The organism is Klebsiella sp. HMSC25G12 (genome assembly GCF_001807705.1).
GTDB classification, from domain to species: domain Bacteria; phylum Pseudomonadota; class Gammaproteobacteria; order Enterobacterales; family Enterobacteriaceae; genus Klebsiella; species Klebsiella variicola.
The window spans coordinates 17,584-42,347 of sequence record NZ_KV789833.1; the positions used below are offsets into that span (position 1 = coordinate 17,584).

Below are 24,764 nucleotides of genomic sequence, written 5' to 3' on the forward strand. Positions count from 1 at the left end.
CGGCCTCGGTTTTCCAGTAAGGTAAAGCCGCAACCCCTTTATCGCAGGCAGGAGTGACGATGAAACTCATTGGTATGATGGATTCACCTTATGTAAGACGCGTGGCGGTTTCTCTGGCGCTCTATGGCGTGGAATTCGAGAGCCTGCCGCTCTCGGTCTTTAGCGGCTTTGACGAATTTTCCCGTATTAATCCGGTGGTCAAGGCGCCGACGGTGGTGCTCGATAACGGGACGCAACTGATGGACTCCACCCTGATCCTCCACTATTTCGAAACGACCAATCCCACCGGGCGCCGGCTGTTTCCCGCGCAGCCTGACGCGCTGGCCCGCGATCTGCACCTGCTGGGGGTGATCCTCGCCGCCAGTGAAAAAGCGGTCCAGCATGTTTATGAGCACCGTCTGCGGCCGGAAGAGAGGCAGCATCAGCCGTGGATAGCCCGGGTGACCGGCCAACTGCTCGCCGCCTGTCGGGAATGGGACGCCCGGCTGGCAGACCGCGCCGCCGCCGCGCAGCCGGATCAGGTACTGGTCACCAGCACGGTGGTTTGGTCCTTTATCCAGTTGATGATCCCGGCGGTGGTGTCGGCAGCGGCGTTTCCTCATATCCGCGCGCTGGCGGAGAAGGGGGAGGCGCTGCCGGTATTTCAACAGTATCCGCTGGTTTAACGGCAGGGATGGAGAGGGGCGCCGCAGCGTGGCGCCCTGAAGCAGGAGAGGATCACCAGCAGACAAACCCGCCGTCGACCACCAGGTCTACGCCGGTGCAGAACGAGGCGGCGTCGCTGGCGAGGAACAGCGCCGGGCCGGCGATCTCTTCCACCTTCGCCATCCGCTGCATCGGCGTCTGGCTTTCAAACTCGCGGGTCTGGTGCACCATCTCCGGACGGGTATTCATCGGCGTGGCGGTATATCCCGGGCTGATGGAATTGACGCGGATCCCTTTGGCCACCCACTCCATCGCCAGGCTTTTCGACAGATGGATCACGCCGGCTTTGGAGCAGTTGTAATGTGCCTGGTCGAGGCCGCGGTTAACGATAATCCCCGACATCGAGGCGATATTGATAATCGACCCGCCGCCGGACTCCAGCATCAGTTCCGCTTCCGCTTTGCAGGAGTTCCATACGCCGGTGAGATTGATATCGATCACCCGCTGCCATTGCTCGCTCTTCATCTCCAGCGCCGGATTGGCGTTGGCGATCCCGGCGGCGTTGACGGCGATGTCGAGGCGGCCAAAGCGGTTTTTGGCCAGCGCGACGGCGGCGCGCAGGTCGGCAATCTGGCGGACATCGCCGGTATAAGAACAAGCCTGACCGCCGATGGATTCAATATGGCTGACCGTTTCCGCCAGCCCGCCGTCGTCGCGAAGATCAAAACAGACTACCCGCGCACCCGCGCTGGCGAGGCTGCAGGCGATGGTCTGGCCGATACCGCTGCCGGCGCCGGTGACGAAGGCGACGCGCCCCTGCAGGTTAAACAGCTGCTGTGCAAAATCTTTACCGATCATAATGTTTACTCTCTTCAATATAGTGTCGAACGTCGGGAGCCCTGTTTCCCGAATGGCGGCGCGAAGCGCCTTATCCGGGCAACCTTTCGGCGGTGTTACGTAGCCCCGGTAAGCGAAGCGCCACCGGGGGGCCGTCCCGGCGTGGTGGCGCCAATGCGGGACGCCTTATTCGGGCGATGGGGCCCGCTAACCCGCGGGGGATTACGACATAATCAAACCGCCATCGATATTGATGGTCTGCCCGGTGAGATAGCGCGCGTCGTCGGAGGCGAGGAAGGCCACCAGCCCGGCCACGTCTTCCGGTTTACCGGCGCGTTTCATCGGAATGCCCTCGACCCACTCGGCCATCAGTTCGCCCTTGCCGTAGCGCTTCTGCTCGGTGCTGAGAATTTCGCCCCACACGCGATCGTTGTAATCCCACATTTCGCTTTCAATAATGCCCGGGCAGAAGGCGTTGACGGTGATATTCCACGGCGCCAGCTCGTGAGCCAGGCTTTGGGTAATGCCGATCACGCCCATTTTGCTGGCGGCATAATGCGGCGTGTAGATAAAGCCCTGTCGCCCCTGGCCGGAAGAGGTATTGATCAGGCTGCCGTGATTCTGTTTCACCATATATTTGGCCGCCTCGCGGCAGCACAGCCACACGCCGGTGGTGTTGACCGCCAGCACTTTTTCGAAATCGGCTTTTGGCATCCGGTCGTAGTAATCGATGGTGATCACCCCGGCGTTCTGAATGGAGACGTCAATGGTGCCGAAGCGCGCGGCGGCCTGCTCATACAGCGACTGCACCTGCGCTTCATCGGTGACATCGACCTGCAGCGATAAAATATCCGCCTGATAGCGCTGACGCAGGGTTTCGGCGGTCTCGTGAACGCGCTCGGCGTTGGAGACCATCACCAGATTCGCGCCGTCGCGGGCAAAGCGCTCCGCAATACCTGCGCCGATGCCGCGGCAGGCGCCGGTGATCACCACCGTTTTGTTCTGGAAATCTCGTTGCATATTTTTTCCCTTTCGCTGAGCCGGGCACCAGGCCCGGCGGAAGATGTGAATCGTTGCCGGTTAGCTGGAGGTGGCGCCGTTGGGGGGGATGGCGGCCAGTTTCTCCTCGTGGCGGCGCATCAGGATGACCTTGCTCTGCAGCTTCTGCTGGAACTGGTCGACGACCACAGCGGTGACGATCACCACGCCTTTAATCACCATCTGCCAGAAGTCGCTAACGCCCATCATCACCATGCCGTCGGCAAGGAAGACGATGACGAAGGCGCCGATAATTGACCCGGTTACCCGGCCGCGGCCGCCGGCCAGCGCAGTGCCGCCGAGCACGGTGGCGCCGATGGCGTCCATCTCAAACATGTTGCCGGTCATCGGGTGCGCGGTTTGCAGCTGTGATGCGACGATCAGGCCGACAAACGCCGCGCACAGGCCGGAGAAGGCATAGACGAATATTTTCGCTTTCACGATCGGCACGCCGGCGAGGCGGGCGGCAGACTCATTGCCGCCGATGGCGTAGATGTAGCGGCCAAGCGGCGTTTTGGTGGTCAGCCAGTAGCCCAGCACGAGGAAGCCGATCATCAGCCAGATCGGCAGATAGACGCCGAGCAGGGTGCCGGAGCCGAGGGTGGCGAAACCGGTGTTGCCCAGCGCTTCCATGCCATTGAGATTCGGGTAGGTGCTCCCGTCGTTAAACAGCAGCGCGGAGCCGCGGGCGACGTACATCATGCCTAAGGTGCAGATAAACGGCGCCACGCCGAAGCGGGTGATCACCGCGCCGTTGACCAGACCGACCAGCACGCCGAAGATCGCCACGCAGAGGATCACCTCCGGGACATTAAAGAAGAGGATATCGCCGTTCCACAGCGGCAGGCCGTTGGTCAGCAGCGCGCCCGCCACCATGCCGCAGATCCCCGCCACCGCGCCGACGGACAGGTCAATGCCGCCGGTGAGAATGACCAGCGTCATGCCGATGGCCAGCAGGCCGGTGATCGCCACGTGCTGGGTCATGATCAGCAGGTTAGAGGCGGTCAGGAAGTTGGGTACCATCACGCTGAAGAACGCGATCACCAGCAGGAGGGCGATAAAGGTGCGGGCCTTCAGCAGGTACATATAAATCATATATTTCTGGTTCATGATGGATTCCAGCCTGATTAATCTTGAGGTGTTGAGGCCGCGATTAACTGTTCGCGGGTCACCGCGTGACGCGGTAGATCGGCGGTAATGCGGCCATCGGCCATCACCAGGATGCGGTCGGCAAGGGCCATCACCTCATCCAGCTCCGAAGATGAGAACATCACCGCCAGCCCCTGCTGGGCCATTTTGCCGATCAGGTGATAGACGTCGGTTTTCGCGCCGACGTCGATGCCGCGCGTCGGTTCGTCGAGGAACACCACCTGCGGCTGGGTCATCAGCGCTTTACCCAGCACCACTTTTTGTTGATTGCCGCCGCTCAGCGAGGTGATGGGCAATGTGGCGTCGCTGACCTTGATCGCCAGCTGCTGGATCATCTCTTTCACGCAGGACTCTTCTTTCTGCGGATTCAACCAGCGCCAGGCGCGGCGGAACCCCTGCAGGCTGAAATCAGAGAGCGTCATGTTGGCCTGAATCGACATCATCTGCACCACGCCTTCGCCCTGACGGTCCTCCGGCACCAGCGCCAGCCCCTTTTTCAGGCGCTGTTGAAAGCGAGATTTGCCGATGCTTTCGCCGTTAAGATGCACCTCGCCGCGCTGGCAGGGCATCAAGCCGACCAGACCTTTAAACAGCTCGGTGCGCCCGGCGCCCAGCAGGCCGTAAATACCGATCACTTCGCCTTTGCTGAGGGTGAAGGTGACGTCATTAAGTTTGTAGCCGCCGCTCGGATGCAGCGCGGTCAGCCCTTTGACGTCAAGCACTGCGTCGCCTTTCGGCGCCGGTTGATAATCAAAGTGTTTTTTCTTATCACCGACCATCTGCTCGATGATCCACGGAACGCTGGCGTCGCTGACGTGACGCTCGCTGATAAAACGACCGTCGCGGAAAATGGTGATGTTGTCTCCAATCTCCATCAGCTCTTCGAGGCGATGCGAGATATAGATGATGGTCACGCCGCGGCGTTTAAGCTGCGCGATCACTTTGAACAGCACTTTGACCTCAGACTGGCTCAGCGCCGAGGTGGGTTCGTCCATGATCAGCACCCGGGTGTCTTTCGACAGGGCGCGGGCAATCTCGACTAACTGCTGGTGGCCGATACCGAGTTCACCCAGCGGAGCATAAGGATCGACATCCAGCTCCAGCCGTTCCAGCAGCGATTTGGCCAGCGCGTACTGGTATTTTTCGTTAATGCGTCCTTTCTGAAAGAATTCATTCGCCATGAAGATGTTGTCCATCACATTCATATTGGGGAATAAATTCAGTTCCTGAAAAATAATACTGATGCCCAGTTTTTCTGCCTGATGCGTCGACTGTAATGAAACCGCTTCGCCATCGAGAATAATTTGCCCGGAAGAGGGCGTTTCCACACCGGCAAGCATTTTCATCATGGTGGATTTACCCGCACCATTTTCTCCGATCAGCACGTTGACCTTATTTCGATAGACCCGGTAATTGACATTATCCAGGGCGGTCACGCCGGGATAGACGCGCGACAGGCCGCGGGTTTCGATAATCACTTCGGACTCAACGGGCTGGGGAGCGACGAGATCGTGCGGCGCCATATTATTGTCCCCCCGCATGAATGATTTTCGCCGGGGTAATTTCCGGGAGAGTTTGCGGAATATCCCAGGCCGAGAAGACGCCGTACACCTCCACGCTGTCGCCGGTTTTGACGTTGGCTGTCTGAATCATTTTGACCGCCTGACTGTTGATATTCTTGCTGTACTCGCCGAACAGCACCTGGTCATTAAAGTCCTGATAGCTGGCGCCGCTGTAGCCGTCGCGCAGCTGGGTGCCGCGCAGGGTAGGGCCAATCTGCACCGTCACCTTGCCGACGCTGGCGTCGGACAGGGTCATTTTGCCGCTGCGCGAGGCGGTATCGAGTTTGCTGACGGTGCCTGAAACCTTGACGTAGAAGATGCAGGGGTTTTCATCCTGCGCACGGTAGCCGAGGGTTTTGCAGGCGCTATCAATGTCTTTTGCCGCCTTGAGCGCGCTCATCAGTTCCGCCGCCGGACGCGCTTTCGTCACCACCTGCGGTACGATGCTCTGCTGCCAGGTTTTATCCATATTCGCCATATGCGGGTTGGGCGGGGATTTCAGGTCTGCCAGCTCCTGCTGCGAGACGATGCGACAGCCCCCTAGCGCCAGTACGGCCAGCGTCAGACAGGTTTTCTTAAACATAATGCTCTCCTCTGCGCCCCCGCAGGGGCGCAACCACCCGAACTCAGGACTTAATGTTGAAATCCTGGACTTTATCGGCGTTATCCTGGGTAATCAGAATGCCGCGGAACATCACGCGCTGCTTCGCCGGCTTCTCGCCTTTTTGCAGGTAGTTATCCAGATCGGTGACGCCCTGAGCGGCGATGGCCTGCGCCTGCAGCATCACGGTTGCCTGCAGGGTGCCGGCTTTCACGGCGTCGCGCTCATCGTTGCTGCCGTCGATGCCGACGACGATCACATCGCTACGGTTGGCTGCTTTCAGCGCCGCAATCGCGCCGAGGGCTACCGGCCCGTTGCCACAGATGACGCCTTTCACGTCGGGGTGAGCCTGCAGGATGCTGTCCATGATGCGTTTGCCGTCGATCAGGGTGCCTTTGGCATCCTGTTTCGCCACGCTGACCATATCCGGATACTGGTCAATGACCTGATGGAAAGATTTAGAACGGGTGACGCAGTTATTATCGGCGAGGTTGCAGGTCAGCTCGGCGTATTTGCCTTTCTCCGCCATTTTTTCCACGAAGACGTTGGCGACCTCAGAGCCGGCCTGGAAGTTATTGTGGGTAATTTGTTCCAGCGCCACATCATCAACCGGAATTTCGCGGTTAATTAAGACCACCGGAATGCCGGCTTTTTTGGCTTTTTCAATGGCGGCGACGCTGGCGGTGGAATCAGCGTTATCGAGAATAATGCCCTGCACTTTTTTACCAATCGCGGTGTCGATAAGCTCATTCTGCTTTTTGACATCTTCGCCATGGGACAGCACGGTAGTTTTATAGCCGAGCGCCTGGGCTTTTTCGCTGGCGCCTTTGGCTTCCGAGGCGTAATACGGGTTATCCAGCGAGTTGACCATGATCATAATGGTGCCTTTCTCCGCGGCGTGCGCGGCAAAGGAGAAGGCGGTCAGGGTAGCAGCGGTTAAAAGGGTTATACGTAATTTCATGACTCTGTTCCTGTATTTTTATATTCGAACAAATGAGCCCCTGAGCGGGCAGGCTTTTACGGTCTGAAATTTCCCCTGATGTATTCGGGGATAGCGATATCGTTATGGGCCGGGTTTCTCCTGTGATAAGTGAATGCGTGTCATCGCGCAGTCTGGCGGTCAGGCTGGCGAGTCCGGTTTCCATAATGTTCGGTCGACCGCATGGCGCCACTCCTGCCAGCGCGTTTGTAAACGCTGGTGGCGGGCCATGTCGGGCTGAAAGGTGCTGTGTTCGGTTAAGAAGGCCTGCAGATCGGCGGTCGACCCCGGATGGAGCGCTTTGCGGGCCAGTAACGCCGCGCCGATGGCGGACAGCTCCGGCACGTCGCTGCGCATCACCGGGCAGCCGAGCAGATCGGCCTGGTATTGCATCAGCCAGTCATTGTTGGTCGGCCCGCCGTCCACCATCAACGCCGTCAGGCTGAACTCTTCATGCTGACGCATCGCTACCACCACGTCGGCTATCTGATAGGTGATGGACTCCAGCGCCGCACGGATCAGATGCGCGCGTTTCACCCCGCGACTCAGGCCGCAAATCACGCCGCGGGCGCTGTCGTCCCACCAGGGCGCGCCAAGACCGGTCAGTGCCGGCACGAAGTAGACCCCGAGGGTTGAGTCGACGGAGGCGGGGAGGGTATTCAGCTCATGGGCCAGCTCGGCGGCAGAGAGTTCGCTCAGTCCGGTGCTGTCCGCCATCCAGGCGACGGCATCGCCGGTGTGGGGAATATTCCCTTCCAGGCCCCACACCAGCTGGTCGCCATCGTGCCAGGCGACAGTGGTCGCCAGCGCGTCGATATCGCACTTCGCCGATTTGACCGGGGCCATGACCGAAGAGCCGGTGCCGTAGGTGGCTTTGACGCAGCCTGCCTCGCCGAGCGCGTGGCCGAACAGTGCCGCGTGGGAGTCGCCGATCATCGCCATGATCGGAATACCGTCCGGAATGGCGGCCAGTCCTCTGGTATGGCCGAAGAGGCCGCTCGACGGTTTAATGTCCGGCAACGCCGCGCGCGGAATGCCGAACAGCGCCAGCATCTCGTCGTCCCACTCGCCGCGGTGCAGGTTCAGCAGCTGGGTGCGGGCGGCATTGGAGTAGTCGCAGCAGAAGGCTTCTCCAGCGGTCAGATTCCACAGCAGCCAGCTGTCGATGGTGCCGAGGCAAATCTCACCGCGTTCGGCACGCAGGTGGCCATCGACAGTCGCATCCAGCAGCCAGCGCATTTTGGAGGCCGAGAACAGCGGGGCGATTGGCAGGCCGGTGGCACGCTTAATGTGCTGTTCCTGGCGATCGTGACGCAGTGTGTCGCAGAACGCGGCGCTGCGGGTGCATTGCCAGGTGATCGCCGCGTTAATCGGTTCACCGCTGTCGCGATACCAGCCGATGGCGGTTTCCCGCTGGTTGCTGATGGCCAGCGCGGCGACGTTTTCCGCGCCAACGTGGGCCACCGCGCTGGCGATCACCGCCAGCGAGGCGGTAACCAGCGCTTCGCCCGATTGCTCCACCCAGCCGTCGCGCGGCGTTTGGATCGCCAGCGGCTGCGAGAATTTGACGATAACTTTGCCCCGGCTATCCAGCACCACCGCTTTGGCGTTGGTGGTGCCTTCATCCAGGGCAATGATGAACTCTTTTGCTGTCGCCTGCATCGTGCTCTCCTCGGTCACTCGGTGTCCTGGAACCGCGAAGACGAGGAATATCTCCCACCGTCTCCTGCGTCTGTGCAGGCCATGTTGTGACATTTCGTTATCATCTTTTTAATCACTGAATATATATTCGATAGTGATTATTTATTTGATACCTTAAGCCACAAACCCGGTGACGGGCTACCGGAAAAATCATCAATTGTGCTGGCAATCACATTTCGCCGATCGGCGAAAGCGGCAGTTGGCGGCTGGAGTGGTTGATTAACTGATTGAATTTAAATGCATTAACAGAGCCAGCCCTGAAGCTAAAAAAGCACGTCAGGGCGGCAGTGAGGAAAAGCAGCGCGGCAGGTTAGTCGCTAACCAGCATGCGAGCGGTAGGATAATCGGTGATTAAAACATCAATGTAGCCGCCGGTGAGGGCGCCTTTGATGGCCGCGACTTTATCGGTACCGCCGGCCAGCGCGACCACGTTCGGGCATTTTTTGACCTTCTCCAGCGCCATACCGATCACCGGATCTTCATCATCGCGTAACACCGGATGGCCGTTTTTGTCGTAGTAGTGCAGGCAGATATCACCCACCGCGCCGCGCGCCGCCAGCACCTGCAGCATATCTTCGTGATAGTAGTTACCGGAGGTTTTCAGCAGTTGGGAGGGTTCGAGAATGCCGATGCCGACGATGGCGATATCCACTTCATCAAAGCGCGACACCACGTCAGCGACATCTTTGCTGGCCAGCAGCCGGTTGCGCTCCTCCATGGATCCCTCGATGCTCTGTGAAGGCAGCAGCCAGGCGTCGCAATTCAGGCGCTGGGCGAGGGTCTGGGTAAGAATCGTCGCCTGCACGTTACCGTTTGGCCCGACGCCGCCGAGCAGCTGGATCACGCCGCTGGCTTTCAGGTTTTGCGCATGAACTTCATCGACCATCGCGCGAATGGTTGAGCTCCACGAGGAGACGCCAATCAGATCTTTTGGCCGCAGCCGGGTTTCCAGATAGTGGGCGGCAGCGGAGCCAATCGCCCGCTTGATGGTATGATCGCTGGCCTCTTCCTCGGTATCCACCACCACCGCCTGCTTAAGGCCGTAGCGATCCTCAAGCCCTTTTTCGAGCTTCAGAAAGATGTTGGACGGCTGAACGACGCTGATCTTGACGACGCCTTCTTTCTGGCAGCGGGTAATGGCGCGGGAGACAAATGACTGAGACAGCGAGAGAAGTTGGGCGATATCAGACTGCTTTCGTCCTTCCAGATAGTAAAGCGTGGCAATCTTAACCAATAGCCGTTGTTCATCCTGCTTAGCCATATTAATCCTCGAAAATCATTTATCGCCTTTCTTCAGGCGGTTAGCTGCAGCCATTATCGTAGTGACTTTTATCATACGCGAAAAAAAATCAGACTTAAGTGTGACAGGCGTCTAACTTTTGCCAATCCTCAAAATCGACTATGGACAAAAACAAAACAGCCAGGCCATAATCGAATAAAGAATCATTTTTGAATATATATTCAAGGCGATTTCGAGTCAATGTGTTTATCCGGGCTTCGCCTGGAGCGGGAGGCAGAATGTTCCTGAGTAGGGCGCTGTGGCAGAAGGCTTACCACCCGGCATGGGGATATCTGGTTTTTTTAGTCCTTGCTGGAATAAATATTCCATGCTGAAAATAAATTCAGAGGTGTGAAATGAATCCCTACAGATATGATATTCAGACGCTGGAGCGTAAAGCCCGCGCGGTGCGGCGCCATATTGTGCGCTTAAACGCCAATAGTCCGGCCGGCGGCCACACCGGGGCAGACCTTTCGCAGGTCGAACTGTTAACCGCGCTCTATTTCCGCGTCCTTAACGTCGCGCCGGACCGGCTCGACGACCCGCAGCGCGATATCTACATCCAGTCGAAAGGCCATGCGGTGGGCTGCTACTACTGCGTCCTGGCGGAAGCGGGATTCTTCCCGGTCGAGTGGCTGGAGACCTACCAGCATGCCAACTCCCATCTCCCCGGCCACCCGGTGCGGCAGAAAACGCCGGGCATCGAGCTCAACACCGGCGCGCTGGGTCACGGTTTGCCTGTTGCGGTGGGGCTGGCGCTGGCCGCGAAGAAAAGCAACAGCACCCGCCGCATTTTTTTGATCACCGGCGACGGCGAACTGGCGGAAGGCAGTAACTGGGAAGCCGCCCTGGCAGCGGCGCACTACGGTCTGGATAACCTGGTCATTATTAATGATAAGAACAACCTCCAGCTGGCCGGGCCGACGCGCGAAATCATGAATACCGATCCGCTGGCCGATAAATGGCGCGCCTTCGGTATGGAAGTCAGCGAGTGCCAGGGTAACGACATGGCCTCGGTGGTCGCGGCCATCGAGGGGCTACAGCAGAACGGTAAACCGAACGTTATTATTGCCAACACCACGAAAGGCGCGGGGATCTCCTTTATCCAGGGGCGCCCGGAGTGGCACCACCGGGTGCCGAAAGGCGAAGAGATCGCTCTGGCGCTGGAGGAACTGAAAGATGAGTAATACAGAACACCTGGCTAACGTCATGGTCGAGGCCTTTATCGCCGCCGTGGAAAGCGGTGTCGATCTGGTGCCGGTGGTGGCCGACTCCACGTCGACGGCTAAAATCGCCCCCTTTATTAAGCAGTTTCCCGGTCGGCTGGTGAACGTCGGCATCGCTGAGCAGAGCATGGTCGGCACCGCCGCCGGTCTGGCGCTGGGCGGCAAAGTGGCGGTGACCTGTAACGCCGCGCCGTTTCTTATCTCGCGGGCCAATGAGCAAATCAAAGTGGATGTCTGCTACAACAACACCAACGTCAAGCTGTTCGGCCTTAACGCCGGAGCCAGCTACGGCCCGCTGGCCAGCACCCACCATGCCATTGACGATCTGGCGGTGATGCGCGGCTTTGGCAATATCCAGATCTTCGCCCCCTCCACGCCGCGCGAATGTCGGCAGATCATCGACTATGCTCTTGCTTATCAGGGCCCGGTCTATATTCGTCTCGATGGCAAGGCGCTGCCGGAGCTGCTTGACGAGTCGTATCGCTTTGTTCCCGGCGCCGTGTTGACCCTGCGCGAAGGCGAGGACGTCGCGCTGGTGGCCACCGGTTCGACGGTGCATGAAGTGGTGGAGGCGGCGCAGCAGCTTTCCGACCTCGGTATCCAGGCGAAAGTGGTCAGCGTGCCGTCGATCCGCCCCTGCGATACCGCGGCGCTGCTGGCGGCGCTCCGGCCGTGTGGCTCAGTGATCACCGTCGAAGAGCATAACGTCAACGGCGGGTTGGGTAGCCTGGTGGCGGAGGTGCTGGCGGAAGCGGGGGTGGGCATTGCCCTGCAGCGGTTGGGGATCCCGGACGGGGAGTACGCCGCCGCCGCCGATCGCGGCTGGATGCGCCAGTACCACGGGTTTGATGCCGCCGCCATCGTTGCCCTGGTGCAAAAACGGGGCTGATGGACTGAACGCCCGTCGCGTGAAGCGCGGGCGTTTACTGCTGCAATGCGCAAAGCGTGATGACCTGCTCCTCCGACGCTATCCAGTGCAAGGGATAGCGTTGCTCCGCAAACTCAAGCGCTAAGGTGCTTGCCGTTATGTCCACGATCTGAAAATCGGCGAACCCCAGCGCGCACTGATTTGCCGCAGGCGTCGCCTTAAACCCACTCTCTTTTGCCGAAAACGCCAGCGTCAGCGCCAGCGGGAAGGGCAGGCCGCTGCGCAGCAGCGCTGTTTTTTCCGCCGGACTGATAATGCTGCTCTCCAGCTCCGCCGCCATCTGGGGGGTAAACCGGCGCTCAATATCGACGCCCACCGGCCGATCGGCGATCACCGCCAGCGCGCGCTGGGCGCAGTGGCTGATGCTACCGAACCAGGGCGTGGGCCACAGCGGCTGGCGCTGGTCGCTGATGGCGGGAGGCTGTTTCTCCCCCACCTCGCGCAGGGCGTATACCGCGGCGATGCGTCCGGCCAGGTGCTCCGCCTGCCGCTTGCGGCCCCAGCCGCTCAGACTGGCGTGATAGGGCAGCCAGAACAGATCTTCAGGCTGGAAAGTCGCCGGGTCGAAGTCGATCTGCTGCAGCGTATAGCCGGCCAGCGGCAGCGTGGCGTGATGGATGCGCATAGGACAAGGTTACCGCGGTTGTCCCCGCCCTTTATCCTGCAAGGGCGGGGGAGGGAGAAGCCGCTATCAGAAGTGGGTGTTGACGCTCATATACCAGGTGCGGCCCGATTCGTTATAGGTCTCGGCACCGGCGCCATACATATAGCCGGTGGTACCCCCGGTGGTCTGGGCGTTGCCCGCGCGCCAGTGACGCTTGTCGAAGACGTTATCCACGCCGCCGGTCAGACTGACGTATTTGGTGACGTCCCAGGTCGCGCTCAGGCCGAGGATGCTGTAGGGGCTGACCTCGTTCTTCTCGCTGCCGGTAACCGGTTGACCCTTGTAGTTGTACTTCTTCGGCTCCTGCTTGCCGTACCAGGTGAAGGTCGACTGCAGCGAAACGTCATCGCGTACCTGCCAGCTCAGCGTAGAGTTCAGCGTATATTCCGGGATAATCGACAGACGATCGCCGGTCTCTTTGTTCTTACTCTGCAGCATATAGGTGATGTTGTTGGTCCAGTTGACGGTCTCGCTCACCGGCACGTTCAACGTCCCCTCCAGGCCTTCCACCACCGCTTTTGGTACGTTTTCCCATTGGTAGAGGTCGGTGCCGCTGCCGTTGGTATAGACCGGGGCATAGCCCGCTTCAATCTTGTTGCGGTAGTCGTTGCGGAACCAGGTGACGCCCGCCAGCCAACCGTCGCGTTTAAACTCGAGGCCAATCTCTTTGTTGATGCTGGTCTCGGCTTTTAAGTCGTCGTTACCCTGCAGATAGCAGCCGGATTTACTGGCGTAGCAACCCTGGCCTTTGCTGTAGAGAATGTAGTTCGGGTTGGTCTGATACAGGCTCGGCGCTTTATAGGCGCGAGCGATACCCATCTTCAGCGTGAAGTCGTCCCACAGGCCCTGCGACAGGTTGAGGGACGGGCTCCAGTTGTTGCCGACGATGCTGTGATGATCGAAACGCAGCGCCGGGGTCAGCATGGTGGTGTCGGTCAGCTCCATGTTGTTCTCAGCGAACAGCGAGAAGATTTCCGCCTGCGAGTACGGGCTGCGGCCAGTGCTGTCGTAGCCCGGGATGCTGCCGCCCGACAGCGCCTGGGTGTTGGAGGCGTTATCCTTCATCCGCTGCTGGTTCCACTCGCTGCCCAGCGTCAGGTTCTGATTAACCAGATAGTCGAACGGGATGCTGACTTCACTGTGCAGCATCACATCCGACAGATCGATATCCGAGAACTGATTACTGTTAAAGATCCCCTCGGTGCCCCCGGCCAGGCCTTCGCCTTTGCGCGAGTTGCGGGTGCGCTCGTACTGCGCCCAGTTGCTGGTGGTCACCCCGTTGTCCCAGGCGCCGTTCCAGGTGACCGAGTAGGTGTTGCGATACAGACGGTTGGTCTCTTTACCGTAGTTCTCTTTCACCAGGTCGTTGGTGTTGGTGTTCTGAGTGTCGCCGGCGTAGAGGTTGCCCTGGCGGCTGTAGCCCGCCTCAAACTCCAGCGACTGCATCGGGGCGAATTCCCAGCGCACCAGACCATCGATGTTTTTATTTTGTACCCCTTCGCGCCCGGCAGGCAGGGTGTCGGCATAGATCCCGGTACGTTCGGACTGATGACCCTGGTTGATATCCCAGGCGTCGGCCTGCGTTTTGTCGAGGTTACCGAACAGACGGAAGCTGAAATCGCCGCCCAGCGGGCCGCTGAGGCTGAAGTTAGTGCGTTTGGTGGAGCCTTCATCCTTGTGCTCCGGGGCGTTCATATAGGTGTTCCATGAGCCGTGCCACTCATCGCCGGTTTTTTTGGTGATGATATTCACCACCCCGCCGGCGGCGCCGTTGCCGTAGCGGGCGGCGGCCGGGCCGCGGATCACTTCGATGCGTTCGATCATCTCCGGCGGCACCCAGCTGGTGTCGCCGCGGGTGTCGCGCTCGCCGCGCCAGCCAAGGCGCACGGAATTGCGGCTGGTGACCGGCTTGCCATCGATCAGGATCAGGGTGTTTTCCGGACCCATGCCGCGGATATCAATCTGGCGGTTATTGCCGCGCTGGCCGCTGGTGGAGTTGCCGGTCAGGTTGACCCCCGGCATGGTGCGAATGATCTCCGAGACGTCGCGCGCTGGCGGGCGTTTGCGGATCTCATCGGCGGTGATGGTGGAGACGCCCGGCGCCTGCAGATTCTGCTCGGCGGCGGTGACCACCATGGTCTCTTCAGCAGCGCTGTTTTTATCGTCGGTGGCGGTTTCCGCTGCGCTTAACGGAAAAGCAACCCCGTAAATTCCCAGATTGACCAGCAAGGCCAGGGATTTGATCCTGTTATTCATTGTTATTCCTGCTCTTTAGTCGCCACGTTCCCCAAACGCCCCTTCCCACCGGGAGGGGAGGCGGCATAAATGTTGCCGGAAGAGGGCAAAGGCACTCCGTCGCTAACTGAATAAGCTCTCTTCGACATGTTTTGTGAAAGACGCGCTTCCCACGGCGCGCTAATACGCTATTGCAAATGCAAATAGTTATCAATAATATTATCAATAAAGAATTACAATTAATTAAAAAAGTCACGCTATACATAGGGTTAATGACAGAATGTTAAGGACAGGAAGCGAGGAGTGGTGGCAAACCCTGCAGGGGCCGCAGTGCCGCGCAGTGGATGACGCCATCGAGGTGACGTTCTGGTGGCGGGATCCGGCGGGGGATGAAACGCACTCTCCGCGCCGTCGGGTATGGCTCTATATCACCGGGGTGACCGACCACCATCAGAATGCGCGGCCGCAATCGCTGACGCGTCTGCCCGGGACCGACGCCTGGTCCTGGCGAACCACCCTGTCGCCGACCTGGCGCGGTAGCTACTGTTTTATTCCCTCCGACCGTGACGATGATTTTTCCCCTGAGGTGTTCAGCGCTGACGCGCCCGACCGCGCGCTGCTGCGCGAAGGCTGGCGCAAACTGCTGCCGCGGGCGATAGCCGATCCGCTGAACCCGCACAGCTGGCAGGGCGGACGCGGCCATGGCGTGTCGGCCCTGGAGATGCCGCAGGCGCCCGCGCAGCCCGGCTGGGACCAGTTTAATGAGGCGCATCCTCCCGCCCGATGCCTTGAGTGGCGCAGCGCGCGTCTGGGCAACCATCGCCGGGTCTGGATCTACACCACCGGCGAGGCCGTCGACCCGCAAACGCGGCCCCTGGCGATCCTGCTCGACGGCCAGTTCTGGGCCGAGAGCATGCCGGTGTGGTCGCCGCTGGCCGCGCTGACCAACGAGGGGAGTCTGCCGCCGGCGGTCTACCTGCTGATCGATGCGATCGACAACCAGCGCCGCGGGGTTGAGCTGCCCTGTCACCGCGATTTCTGGCTGGCGGTGCAGGAGGAGCTCCTGCCGCTGATCCGCGGCCATGCCCCGTTCAGCGACCGCCCGGAGCGGACAGTGGTGGCCGGGCAAAGCTTCGGCGGCCTGGCGGCGATGTTCGCCGCCCTCAACTGGCCGCAGCGCTTTGGCTGCGTACTCAGCCAGTCAGGCTCCTACTGGTGGCCGCACCGTGATGGCCGCGGGACGGGCTTTATCGGCGAACAGCTTCGCCAGGGTGAGGTGTCCGCGGCCGGGCTGCGCATCTGGCTGGAAGCGGGCCAGCGTGAACCGATTATTTTTCGCGCCAACCAGGCGCTGTTGGCGCAACTCACTACGACACAGCAGACGATTTTCTGGCGTCAGGTTGACGGCGGGCATGATGCGCTTTGCTGGCGCGGCGGGCTGACGGCAGGGCTTATCCAGCTCTGGCAGCCTCTGCTGTCGCACCCTTAGCACCGCGCTTTACGACAGGAGTTTGATATGCAATTCAGTAACCCCTTCGACAATCCGCAAGGGCAGTTTTACATTCTGCGCAATGATCAGCAGCAGTACAGCCTGTGGCCGGCGCACTGCGACCTGCCTGCCGGCTGGGCGGTGGTGTGCCCCCCGCAGTCGGCCGAGGCCTGCAACGCCTGGCTGGCGGCCAACTGGTCAACCCTGACCCCCGCCCATCATGCGTCATAAGGAGCTGACAATGACCACTCGTTTACCGCTGGTTGCCGCGCAGCCGGGGATCTGGATGGCCGAGCGCCTCTCCACTCTGCCAGGCGCCTGGAGCGTGGCCCACTATGTTGAACTGCGCGGCGCGCTCGACCCGACGCTGCTGGGAAAAGCGATTGTCGCCGGTCTGCAGCAGGCGGACACCCTCAGCCTGCGCTTTGAGGAAGAGGAGGGGGAAGTCTGGCAGTGGGTGGCGGCCGACCGCACCTTTGGCGAACCGTCGATCATTGACCTGCGTACGGCGCCGGATCCGCATCGCGCCGCCACGGAGCGGATGCAGGCGGACCTGGCGCAGGATCTGCGTGTCGACGGCGGCAACCCGCTGGTGTGCCATCAGCTGCTGCGCGTCGGCGACGACCGCTGGTACTGGTATCAGCGTTATCACCACTTGCTGGTGGATGGCTTCAGCTTCCCGGCGATAACCCGGCAGATCGCCGCCATTTACCGCGCCTGGCAGCGGGGGGAAGCCACTCCTGAGTCGCCTTTCACCCCCTTCGCCGAGGTGGTGGACGAGTACCAGCGCTACGCCGGCAGCGAGGCCTGGCAGCGGGATAAAGCCTTCTGGCAGGCTCAGCGCCAGGCGTTACCGTCGCCTGCCTCACTCTCTGCCGCGCCGCTGGGCGGACGCGCCGCCGGGAGCGATATCTGGCGGATGAAGCTGGAGATGAACGCCGACGCCTTCCGCCGTCTGGCTGGCCATGCGCCGCAGTGTCAGCCCGCTGACCTGGCGCTGGCGCTCACCACGCTGTGGCTGGGCCGCCTGTGCAACCGGATGGACTACGCGGCGGGCTTTATCTTTATGCGCCGGATGGGTTCAGCCGCGCTGACCTCGACGGGGCCGGTGCTCAATGTTCTGCCTCTGGCGGTGCATATTGACGCCCAGGAGACGCTGGCAGACCTGGCGATGCGCCTCGCCGCTCAGTTGAAAAAGATGCGCCGCCATCAGCGCTATGACGCCGAACAGATCGTTCGCGACAGCGGTAAAGCGGCAGGGGACGAACCGCTGTTCGGCCCGGTGCTGAACGTCAAAGTCTTTGATTACCAGCTGGATATCGATGGTGTGCAGGCACTGACCCACACCCTCGCCACCGGCCCGGTCAACGATCTCGAGCTGGCGCTGTTCCCGGATGAAACCGGCGGGCTGTCGCTGGAGATCCTCGCCAACAAGGCCCGGTACGACGAAGCCGAGCTCCGTCGCCATGTGGCGAGACTGACCGCGCTGCTGGCGCAGTTCGCCGCCGATCCGGCGCTGCGCTGCGGCGAAGCAGAGATGCTCTCCGCCGATGAGCTGGCCCGGCTGGCGGCGGTCAACGATACCGCTGTGCCGCTGCCTGCCACCACCCTCAGCGCGCTGGTGGCCGACCAGGCGCGGAAGACCCCGGATGCCCCGGCGCTGGCGGACGCCCACTGGCAGTTCAGCTATCGCGAGATGCGTCAGCAGGTGGTGGCGCTCGCGCAGCTGCTGCGTCAGCGCGGCGTGAAGCCGGGCGACAGCGTGGCGGTGGCCCTGCCGCGCTCGGTGTTCCTGACCCTGGCGCTGCATGGCATTGTCGAAGCGGGGGCCGCCTGGCTGCCGCTGGACACCGGCTACCCGGACGACCGCCTGCGGATGATGCTGGAAGACGCCCGGCCGTCGCTGCTGATCACCTCGGAGGATCAACTGGCCCGCTTCAGCGATATTCCGGGGCTGGAAAGCCTCTGCTATCAGCAGCCGCTGGCCGCCGGGGATGACGCGCCGCTGGCGCTGTCAAAACCGGACCATACCGCCTACATCATCTTTACCTCTGGCTCCACCGGGCGGCCTAAAGGGGTGATGGTCGGCCAGACCGCCATCGTCAACCGCCTGCTGTGGATGCAGGATCGCTATCCGTTATCTGCCCAGGACGTGGTGGCGCAGAAAACGCCGTGCAGTTTCGACGTGTCGGTGTGGGAGTTCTGGTGGCCGTTTATCGCCGGCGCGCAGCTGGTGATGGCCGAGCCGGAGGCGCACCGCGACCCGCAGGCGATGCAGCAGTTCTTCGCCCGCTACGGCGTGACCACCACCCACTTTGTGCCGTCGATGCTGGCGGCGTTTGTCGCCTCGCTGGATGCCGACAGCGTCGCTGCCTGCCGCACGCTGCGGCGGGTATTCTGCAGCGGCGAAGCGCTGCCGACGGAATTGTGCCGCGAGTGGGAGCGCTTAACCGGCGCGCCGCTGCATAACCTGTACGGCCCGACGGAGGCGGCGGTGGACGTCAGCTGGTATCCGGCCTGCGGGCCTGAGCTGGCGGCGGTGACCGGCAGCAGCGTGCCGATTGGCTGGCCGGTGTGGAACACCGGGCTGCGCATTCTCGATGCCGCGATGCGCCCGGTGCCGCCGGGGGTGGCGGGGGATCTTTATCTCACCGGCATCCAGCTGGCGCAGGGCTATCTGGGACGTCCGGACCTCACCGCCAGCCGCTTTATCGCCGACCCGTTTGCCCCCGGTGAGCGGATGTATCGCACCGGCGACGTGGCGCGCTGGCTGACGAACGGCGCGGTGGAGTATCTTGGCCGCAGCGACGACCAGCTGAAGATCCGCGGGCAGCGCATCGAGCTTGGCGAGATTGACCGGGTGATGTCGGCCCTGCCGGACGTGGCGCAGGCGGTGAGTCACGCCTGCGTCTTCAACCAGGCGGCGGCGACCGGCGGCGATGCCCGACAGCTGGTGGGCTATCTGGTCTCTGACTCCGGCCTGCCGCTGGATACCGCGGCGCTGAAAGCGCGGCTGGCGGAACAGCTGCCGCCGCATATGGTGCCGGTGGTGCTGATGCAGCTCGCTGAGCTGCCGCTTAGCGCCAACGGCAAACTGGACCGCAAAGCGCTGCCGCTGCCGACCCTCGGCGGGGAGCGCAGCGGCCGGCCGCCGGAGCCCGGGATGGAAACCCTTGTCGCCACGGCCTTCAGCCAGCTGCTGGGCTGCGAGGTGAACGATATCGACACCGATTTCTTCGCCCTCGGCGGTCATTCTCTGCTGGCGATGCGTCTGGCGGCACAGCTCAGCCGCCAGCTGGCGCGGCAGGTGACCCCGGGGCAGGTGATGGTGGCCTCGACGGTGGGCAAACTGAGCGCGCTGCTGGCTGCCGATCTCAGCGATGAGCAGGCCCGGCGCCTGGGGCTGGATACGCTTCTGCCGCTGCGCGAGAGCGACGGCCCGACGCTGTTCTGCTTCCATCCGGCCTCCGGCTTCGCCTGGCAGTTCAGCGTGCTGGCGCGCTATCTCAGCCCGCGCTGGTCAATAACCGGTATTCAGTCGCCGCGCCCGCAGGGGCCGATGGCCAGCGCCGCCAGCCTCGACGAGGTGTGCGAGCACCATCTGCGCACGCTGCTGGCGCAGCAGCCGCACGGCCCTTATTACCTGTTTGGGTATTCGCTGGGCGGCACCTTAGCCCAGGGGATTGCCGCCCGCTTGCGCCAGCGCGGCGAAGCGGTGGCCTTCCTCGGCCTGCTGGATACCTGGCCGCCGGAGACGCAAAACTGGGCAGAGAAAGAGGCCAACGGGCTGGATCCCGAGGTACTGGCGGAGATCGACCGCGAGCGCGAAGCGTTCCTCGCCGCCCAGCAAGGGCAAGCCTCCGGCGAGCTGTTCAGCGCTATCGAAGGTAACTATGCCGATGCGGTGCGGCTGTTAACCACCGCCCACAGCGCGAAGTTTGACGGCAAGGCGACGCTTTTCGTGGCGGAGAAGACGCGGCAGGCGGGGATGGATCCGCAGGTCGTATGGGGCCCGTGGGTGGCGGAACTGGAGGTGTTCAGCCAGAACTGCGCCCACGTCGACATTATCTCCCCGCAGGCCTTTGAAGCCATCGGCCCGGTGGTCAGGGAGATTCTGGGGTAACGGTTGAGTTCGGGCTACAGCAGGTAGCCCGGCTCAGCGTAGCGCAAGCCGGCGAAAGAGGAGATTACCGGCGGCCCAGCGGGACCACCAGCGGCGTATGCGCCACCGGATCTTCAATGATCGTGCAGCGCAGACCGTAAATCCGTTCAATCAGATCGGCGGTGACGATCTCCTTCGGCGCCCCCTCGGCGACGATCTTGCCGTCGCGCAGGGCGATCAGGTGGGTGGCGTAGCGGCAGGCCTGGTTAAGATCGTGCAGCACCGCCGCCAGGGTATAGCCCTTCTCGCGATTCAGCTCACTCAATAGCTCCAGCAGATCGATCTGATGGCTGATGTCCAGCCAGGTGGTTGGCTCATCAAGCAGCATAATCGCCGTCTCCTGGGCCAGCACCATCGCAATCCACGCCCGCTGCCGCTGGCCGCCGGAAAGCGTGTCGACGCTCTGCAGCGCCAGATCGCTGATCCCGGTCGCCCGCATCGCCTTGTTCACCGCCTCTTCATCTTCTTTGCGCCAGCGGGTAAACAGCGGCTGGTGCGGATAGCGCCCACGGGCCACCAGCTCCTGCACCGTGATATCGCCAGGAGTGGTGGCATTCTGCGCCAGCAGCCCGATGCGGCGGGCAACCTCTTTACTGGCGTACTGCTGGATCTGCGCGCCGTCGAGCCAGACGTGGCCGCTGGCGGGCGTCATCAGGCGACTGAGGGTGCGCAATAGCGTCGACTTGCCGCAGCCGTTGGGGCCGATAATGGCGGTGAAGTGACCGTCAGGGATGGTCACGTTCAGCGACTCGGCGATGGTCTTGTTACCGTAGGCCAGGGTTAACTGCTCGCCGCGCAAACGGGAGGGGACAGCACTCATTTTTTGCGGGACTCCTGAATCAACAATGCAATAAGGTAAATACCGCCGAGGCTGACGGTTAACACGCCAACCGGCAGCTGCCACGGCATAAACAGCCGCTGGGCGCCGTAATCGGCCAGCGCCAGCAGCAGCGCGCCGCACAGGGCCGATTGGGTCAGTCCCCAGCGGGCCGTGCCGCTCAGGCGGCGGGCGATATGCGGCGCCACCAGCGCAATAAATGAGATCGGCCCGGCCAGCGCCGTCGAGGCGGCGGTGAGCACCACCGCCACCAGCATCAGCAGCAGGCGCGAACGCTCGACCTGCACACCCAGCGCGCAGGCGGTATCGTCGCCCATCTCCAGCAGTCGCATCCGGCGAACCAGCAGGGCGCTGCCCACCAGCATCAACAGGATCAGCGGCGCCGACGGCCAGGTTTTACCCCAGGTCAGGCCGTTAAGCGATCCGGCGTTCCACAGGCCCGCAGAAAGGGCGGTCTCCAGCGAGGCGCGCAGCAGCAGCCAGGTGTTGAATGCCACCAGCATGGCGCGCACGCCGATGCCGATAATGATCAGGCGGAAGGTCTCGATCCCGTTGCGCCAGGCCAGCAGCCAGACCACCAGCGAGGTCAACACCCCGCCGGCCATCGCCGCCAGGGCAATCGCCGTCAGGTTCTGGCCGAAGAGGACCATCGCCACCAGCACGCCGCTCCAGGCGCCGGTGTTAAAGCCCATCACGTCCGGGCTGCCGAGCGGGTTGCGGGTCAGCGACTGGAAAATGGCGCCGCTGACGCCGAGCGCGGCGCCGATGAGCAGCGCCATTAACACCCGCGGCAGCCGCCATTCGTTCACCACCATCGCGACGTTGCGCGGCGCATCGCCGAACAGCGCCGAGAACACCTGGTCAATCGTCAGGGGCACCGGGCCTTGCGCCAGCCCGAGCAGGGAAATCAGCAGGCTGGCGGCCATCAGCACCAGGCAACTGGCTATCAGGCGGCGGGACGGGGCAATCACAGGCCACCTCCCCGCGGCTGGCGGCGCACCAGCCAGATCAGCACCGGCGCGCCGAGAAAGGCGCTCACCACCGATACCCGCAGTTCGCCGGGCACCAGCAGGCGGCCAATCACGTCGGCAAACAGCAGCAGGGCCGGGGTGGCGAGCAGGGTGACCGGCAGCGACCAGCGATGATCGGCCCCCACCAGCCAGCGCGCCATATGCGGCATCATCAGGCCGATAAAGGCGATGGGGCCGACGACGGCGGTGGCGCTGCCGCACAGGACGGTGATGACGATCAGGCCGATCAGCTGGGTGCGGGCGACGCGGCTGCCGAGGGCGGTGGCGGTATCGTTGCCGAGGCTCAGGCTGTTAAGCGCCCGGCTCAGCAGCAGGGCGGCGATCCCCGCCATCACCACCGGCAGCAGGACAATTTTCAGCGTCTGCAGGGTGCGGATATCCAGCGAACCGGCCTGCCAGAAGCGCAGCTGATCGTAGACGTCCGGGTTGAGCAGGGCGATGCCGTTGGACAGCCCCTCCAGCACCGCCGCAAGGGCGACCCCGGCGAGGGTGAGGCGCACCGGGCTCAGCTGGCCGCCGCCCTGACTGCCGGTAAAGGCCACCAGCAGCGAGGCGCAGAGCGCGCCGCAAAACGCCAGCAGCAGTTGCTCCTGCGGGGAGGTGATCCCGAACAGCGCCGCGCCGAGGACGATGGCGAAGCTGGCGCCGGAGTTGACCCCCAGCAGGCCGGGGTCGGCCAGCGGGTTGCGGGTGAGCGTTTGCATCAGCGCGCCGGCGAGACCGAGGGCGACGCCGGCCAGGAGACCGGCCAGGGTACGCGGCAGGCGCGCGTCCAGCACGATGGTGCAGTCGGCGCTTTGACAGGTTCCGCTGAAGGCGGTGAATACCGTGCCGATCGGCAACGATTTGGCGCCGATGGTCAGGCTAAGCGCGGCGGCTAAGGCGAGTAATAGCAACAATCCGGGCACGGCGATAGAGCGTACCGCGGTCGTAGAAAACGACATAACTGACATCCCTGATATGATAATGATAGTAATTATCGTTATCGATTTTATTCAGCTATGGTAGCATGACCCACAGTAAAAAGGGTATTAAAAATAACGACAAGGCGCTGTAATGAACCGACAATCCTGGCTGCTCAATCTCAGCCTGCTGAAAACTCACCCGGCGTTTCGCGCCGTTTTTATCGCTCGCTTTATCTCTATTCTATCGCTTGGCCTGCTGGGCGTGGCCATTCCGGTCCAGATCCAGATGATGACCCATTCGACCTGGCAGGTCGGGCTGTCGGTGACGCTGACCGGTGCGTCGATGTTTGTTGGTCTGATGGTGGGGGGCGTGCTGGCTGACCGCTATGAACGTAAACGCCTGATCCTGCTGGCGCGCGGCACCTGCGGCGTGGGCTTTGTCGGTCTGTGTCTGAACGCCCTGCTGCCGGAGCCGTCGCTGGCGGCGATCTACCTGCTGGGGATCTGGGACGGGTTCTTCGCCTCGTTGGGGGTGACCGCGCTGCTGGCGGCGACCCCGGCGCTGGTGGGGCGGGAAAACCTGATGCAGGCCGGGGCCATCACCATGTTGACGGTGCGCCTTGGCTCGGTGATTTCGCCGATGATCGGTGGCCTGCTGCTGGCCACCGGCGGCGTGGCCTGGAACTTCGGCCTGGCGGCGGCGGGGACCTTTATCACCACCTTAACCCTGCTGCGTCTGCCGCAGCTGCCGCCGCCTCCGCAGCCGCGCGAGCATCCGCTGCGATCTCTGCTGGCGGGGCTGACCTTCCTCTGTCAGAGCCCGCTTATCGGCGGGATTGCGCTGCTTGGCGGTCTGCTGACCATGGCCAGCGCGGTGCGGGTGCTCTATCCGGCGCTGGCCGGGAGCTGGCAGATGTCGGCCGGACAGATTGGCCTGCTGTACGCCGCTATTCCGCTCGGTGCGGCGCTGGGGGCGTTGACCAGCGGTCAGCTGGCCCAGACGGTGCGGCCGGGTGCGCTGATGCTGGCGACCACGGTGGGATCGTTTGTCGCCATTGCGCTGTTCAGCCTGATGCCGCACTGGGCGTTGGGCGCGCTGTGCCTGGCGCTGTTTGGCTGGCTGAGCGCTATTAGCTCGCTGCTGCAGTACACCCTGATCCAGACCCAGACGCCGGAAAATATGCTCGGGCGGATTAATGGTCTGTGGACCGCGCAAAACGTCACCGGCGACGCCATCGGCGCGGCGCTGCTCGGCGGATTAGGGGCGGTGATGACCCCGGCGGCATCCGCCAGCGCCAGCGGCTGGGCGCTGGCGCTCGTCGGCGTGCTGTTGGTGGGGCTGCTACGCGAGCTGCGCCGTTTCCAGCGCCCGGAAATCGTCAACGAAAGTTAAGTAGGGTGCACTTGCCCGGTGGCGGCTACGCCTTACCGGGCCTACAGTCTCGGGCATTGTAGGCCGGTGCAAGCGCCGCGCCGCCCGGCAAAGAGTTCAGGT

General features: G+C 62.2%; 20 protein-coding genes. 7 read left to right on the forward strand and 13 right to left on the reverse strand.

The features are described from left to right. Positions 1 to 59 precede the first annotated feature (59 nt). Complete coding sequence (locus tag HMPREF3096_RS05640) at positions 60 to 665, forward strand: glutathione S-transferase (protein WP_032729580.1); 606 nt, start codon at positions 60 to 62, stop codon at positions 663 to 665. A gap of 52 nt (positions 666 to 717) precedes the next feature. On the opposite strand, the gene HMPREF3096_RS05645 is transcribed toward HMPREF3096_RS05640, so the two are convergent. From HMPREF3096_RS05645 to HMPREF3096_RS05680, 8 genes are all read right to left on the reverse strand, one after another. Continuing rightward, on the reverse strand, positions 718 to 1,503 hold the full coding sequence (locus HMPREF3096_RS05645) for an SDR family oxidoreductase (RefSeq protein ID WP_032729582.1): 786 nt from the start codon (positions 1,501 to 1,503) through the stop codon (positions 718 to 720). A 201-nt stretch (positions 1,504 to 1,704) separates the two neighbouring features. Further along, positions 1,705 to 2,502 (reverse strand): SDR family oxidoreductase, encoded by a 798-nt coding sequence (locus HMPREF3096_RS05650; RefSeq protein ID WP_004191416.1) that lies wholly within the window; start codon positions 2,500 to 2,502, stop codon positions 1,705 to 1,707. 60 nt (positions 2,503 to 2,562) lie between these two features. Beyond that, on the reverse strand, positions 2,563 to 3,630 hold the full coding sequence (locus HMPREF3096_RS05655) for an ABC transporter permease (RefSeq protein WP_002893591.1): 1,068 nt from the start codon (positions 3,628 to 3,630) through the stop codon (positions 2,563 to 2,565). Positions 3,631 to 3,647: 17 nt separating this feature from the next. After that, positions 3,648 to 5,192 (reverse strand): sugar ABC transporter ATP-binding protein, encoded by a 1,545-nt coding sequence (locus HMPREF3096_RS05660; RefSeq protein WP_002893593.1) that lies wholly within the window; start codon positions 5,190 to 5,192, stop codon positions 3,648 to 3,650. Between the two features lies 1 nt (position 5,193). Continuing rightward, positions 5,194 to 5,814, reverse strand: a complete 621-nt coding sequence (locus tag HMPREF3096_RS05665; RefSeq protein ID WP_004176927.1) for a DUF2291 family protein — start codon at positions 5,812 to 5,814, stop codon at positions 5,194 to 5,196. Between the two features lie 43 nt (positions 5,815 to 5,857). Next, complete coding sequence (locus HMPREF3096_RS05670) at positions 5,858 to 6,793, reverse strand: D-ribose ABC transporter substrate-binding protein (protein ID WP_004176926.1); 936 nt, start codon at positions 6,791 to 6,793, stop codon at positions 5,858 to 5,860. 159 nt (positions 6,794 to 6,952) lie between these two features. Then, complete coding sequence (locus HMPREF3096_RS05675; protein WP_032729585.1) at positions 6,953 to 8,473, reverse strand: FGGY family carbohydrate kinase; 1,521 nt, start codon at positions 8,471 to 8,473, stop codon at positions 6,953 to 6,955. A gap of 349 nt (positions 8,474 to 8,822) precedes the next feature. Then, positions 8,823 to 9,773, reverse strand: a complete 951-nt coding sequence (locus HMPREF3096_RS05680; RefSeq protein WP_002893602.1) for a sugar-binding transcriptional regulator — start codon at positions 9,771 to 9,773, stop codon at positions 8,823 to 8,825. Between the two features lie 374 nt (positions 9,774 to 10,147). On the opposite strand from HMPREF3096_RS05680, the gene HMPREF3096_RS05685 reads away from it, so the two are divergent. Then, on the forward strand, positions 10,148 to 10,978 hold the full coding sequence (locus HMPREF3096_RS05685) for a transketolase (protein WP_008805574.1): 831 nt from the start codon (positions 10,148 to 10,150) through the stop codon (positions 10,976 to 10,978). Continuing rightward, positions 10,971 to 11,906 (forward strand): transketolase family protein, encoded by a 936-nt coding sequence (locus tag HMPREF3096_RS05690; protein WP_032729587.1) that lies wholly within the window; start codon positions 10,971 to 10,973, stop codon positions 11,904 to 11,906. Before HMPREF3096_RS05685 ends, HMPREF3096_RS05690 begins: the two co-directional genes overlap by 8 nt. 34 nt (positions 11,907 to 11,940) lie before the next feature. Here the strand turns inward: HMPREF3096_RS05690 and entD are convergent, their stop codons facing one another. Beyond that, positions 11,941 to 12,570, reverse strand: a complete 630-nt coding sequence (gene entD, locus HMPREF3096_RS05695; RefSeq protein WP_032729589.1) for an enterobactin synthase subunit EntD — start codon at positions 12,568 to 12,570, stop codon at positions 11,941 to 11,943. Between the two features lie 66 nt (positions 12,571 to 12,636). After that, the gene (fepA, locus tag HMPREF3096_RS05700; protein ID WP_032729591.1) at positions 12,637 to 14,865 is read right to left on the reverse strand and encodes a siderophore enterobactin receptor FepA; all 2,229 of its coding nucleotides are present in this window, start codon (positions 14,863 to 14,865) and stop codon (positions 12,637 to 12,639) included. 259 nt (positions 14,866 to 15,124) lie between these two features. On the opposite strand from fepA, the gene fes reads away from it, so the two are divergent. The 3 genes from fes to entF are packed head-to-tail and all read left to right on the forward strand — an operon-like array spanning position 15,125 to position 20,456. Then, the gene (gene fes, locus HMPREF3096_RS05705) at positions 15,125 to 16,333 is read left to right on the forward strand and encodes an enterochelin esterase (RefSeq protein ID WP_032729593.1); all 1,209 of its coding nucleotides are present in this window, start codon (positions 15,125 to 15,127) and stop codon (positions 16,331 to 16,333) included. Between the two features lie 27 nt (positions 16,334 to 16,360). Then, entirely contained in the window at positions 16,361 to 16,564 is a 204-nt protein-coding gene (locus HMPREF3096_RS05710) for an MbtH family protein (RefSeq protein ID WP_004178967.1), read from the forward strand. 10 nt (positions 16,565 to 16,574) lie between these two features. After that, positions 16,575 to 20,456, forward strand: a complete 3,882-nt coding sequence (gene entF / locus HMPREF3096_RS05715; protein WP_032729595.1) for an enterobactin non-ribosomal peptide synthetase EntF — start codon at positions 16,575 to 16,577, stop codon at positions 20,454 to 20,456. Positions 20,457 to 20,520: 64 nt separating this feature from the next. On the opposite strand, the gene fepC is transcribed toward entF, so the two are convergent. The 3 genes from fepC to fepD are packed head-to-tail and all read right to left on the reverse strand — an operon-like array spanning position 20,521 to position 23,308. Next, positions 20,521 to 21,315: an iron-enterobactin ABC transporter ATP-binding protein gene (gene fepC, locus HMPREF3096_RS05720; RefSeq protein ID WP_012542491.1), complete on the reverse strand. Its 795-nt coding sequence runs from the start codon at positions 21,313 to 21,315 to the stop codon at positions 20,521 to 20,523. Beyond that, positions 21,312 to 22,304: an iron-enterobactin ABC transporter permease gene (gene fepG / locus HMPREF3096_RS05725; RefSeq protein ID WP_012968727.1), complete on the reverse strand. Its 993-nt coding sequence runs from the start codon at positions 22,302 to 22,304 to the stop codon at positions 21,312 to 21,314. Before fepG ends, fepC begins: the two co-directional genes overlap by 4 nt. Beyond that, positions 22,301 to 23,308 carry a Fe(3+)-siderophore ABC transporter permease gene (gene fepD, locus HMPREF3096_RS05730; protein WP_032729598.1) on the reverse strand — a complete coding sequence of 336 codons (1,008 nt, stop codon included), beginning with the start codon at positions 23,306 to 23,308 and terminating at the stop codon, positions 22,301 to 22,303. The genes fepG and fepD overlap by 4 nt, the downstream gene beginning before the upstream one ends. Before the next feature lie 112 nt (positions 23,309 to 23,420). On the opposite strand from fepD, the gene entS reads away from it, so the two are divergent. Further along, the gene (gene entS / locus HMPREF3096_RS05735) at positions 23,421 to 24,662 is read left to right on the forward strand and encodes an enterobactin transporter EntS (RefSeq protein ID WP_008805583.1); all 1,242 of its coding nucleotides are present in this window, start codon (positions 23,421 to 23,423) and stop codon (positions 24,660 to 24,662) included. The last annotated feature ends 102 nt before the right edge of the window (positions 24,663 to 24,764 follow it).